The organism is Streptococcus pluranimalium, from assembly GCF_047785745.1.
Taxonomy (GTDB): domain Bacteria; phylum Bacillota; class Bacilli; order Lactobacillales; family Streptococcaceae; genus Streptococcus; species Streptococcus pluranimalium_B.
Genome location: NZ_JBLOJT010000177.1, coordinates 1 through 1,681, shown reverse-complemented (window position 1 = coordinate 1,681; position 1,681 = coordinate 1). Strand labels below are relative to the sequence as shown.

2 protein-coding genes are annotated in these 1,681 nt (G+C 35.4%); both read left to right on the top strand.

Translation table 11 applies throughout. The features are described from left to right. The first annotated feature begins 29 nt into the window (after positions 1-29). On the top strand, positions 30-743 hold the full coding sequence (locus tag ACMZ6U_RS10280) for an alpha/beta hydrolase (protein ID WP_416108326.1): 714 nt from the start codon (positions 30-32) through the stop codon (positions 741-743). A 124-nt stretch (positions 744-867) separates the two neighbouring features. Further along, entirely contained in the window at positions 868-1,650 is a 783-nt protein-coding gene (locus ACMZ6U_RS10275) for a hypothetical protein (RefSeq protein WP_416108325.1), read from the top strand. Positions 1,651-1,681: the final 31 nt, after the last annotated feature.

Genomic DNA, 1,681 nt, shown 5'->3' with positions numbered 1-1,681 from the left:
TATTATAAAAGTAAAGGAAATTGGATTAATTGAAAAAATATTTGAATCATTTACTTTGTCAGAAACGTTGGCAAAAAGTAGCGATAGGTATCTTAGGCATTTTCTTAATGTTTTGTCTAGTTCCTCAAGCTTATGCCGTTTATCAGGAACATCAGCAACTTAAACTTAAAGAAAGCTGGCTTGATCAGGGAGGGATCGTTAGACGAAACATTTATCAAGAGACGGTAGATACTATTGACGGCATTATTGAGAGTCCAGTAGATGAGTTAAACATTGCTTTTAGAGTTTTTAAGGTAGATAAACCTAAGGGAATTATACAGATTGTTCATGGTGCTGGAGAATATAAAGATTATTACTATGACTTTACCCAGTTTTTAGTTGAGCATGGCTATGCGGTGATTTTATCAGATAATAGAGGACATGGTTACTCAATTGATGCAAATAATCCAAGTGGATATGTCAGTAGTATAGATGATATTGTGGCGGACCAGTATGCTATAACGCGTTATATTAAGGAAATTTATCCTGATATTCCTATGACTCTTTACGGGCATTCTTTTGGATCTGTAATTGTTCGAAATTACATGATGCTTCATGATGAAGAAATAGATAAATTGATTATGGAAGGGACATCACATTTTATACCGATGTCAAAATTTGGTGTATTTTTAGGGAATATCGAGACTTTTTGGAGAAATCCAAGGGCGTCTGGAGGTCTTTTATCTTTTCTGTGCACTTTTTGAAACACTAAAATAATACTTCAATTCCAGGAGATAGCCTGTAGCTATCTCCTATTTTATATGTAAAGGGATTATATTCGCCTCCTTTGCTTCATTTCGTTATAATGAAACAAAGGGAGGAGATATTGTGACAATCAACAGACAAACAACCTTACGCCAAATCTTATTTAACAGCATTACTTTTCTCGTAATGTTATTCTTCAATTATTTAGGCGGTAGTGGGAAAATTAATAATATGAGCCAAGCCGATATTTCAGATAAATACTTTACACTGATTACACCTGCTGGCTATGCTTTCAGTATTTGGGGAGTTATTTACCTCTTACTTGCCATCAGTGTGCTCTATGCTTTTACTCAAATACGCAAAAAAGCCCAACAAGAACTCATTCACAAAACAGGTCGTTTATTTATCGCAAGTTGTGCATTTAATGCCCTATGGATTGTGAGTTTCTCCTATGAGTGGTTGTCGGTATCCACGGTCTTAATTTTTTGCTTATTGTTTAGTTTAATGCTTTTGTTGCGAAAGTTACGTGGCTATACAGGGAACATACTTGCTAAAGTAGTTTTTTCACTTTATACGTCTTGGGTCTTGATTGCAACTTTTGTCAATATTTCCGCAACATTAGTGAAAATGAATTGGGATGGATTTGGGGTTAGCGACAGTATTTGGACGATGGGGATTCTCTTAATTGCCATTCTTTTTACTGGTGGATATACCTACAAAAGCAAAAATTCCCTCTTTACTTTAGGTGTGATTTGGGCCTTTATTGGTATCCTCAGTCAATATCTAAAAGGTGTGCATGACGTGCCCTACACCTTGTTCATTACCGCGATAATCCTAATTGGCATTATGGTTTTAATTTTGATTTCTATCCGAACATTTATAGTAAACGGAAAACAATTCTTCTAGAATAAAAACCCGCGTTAGTTCCTAACGCGGG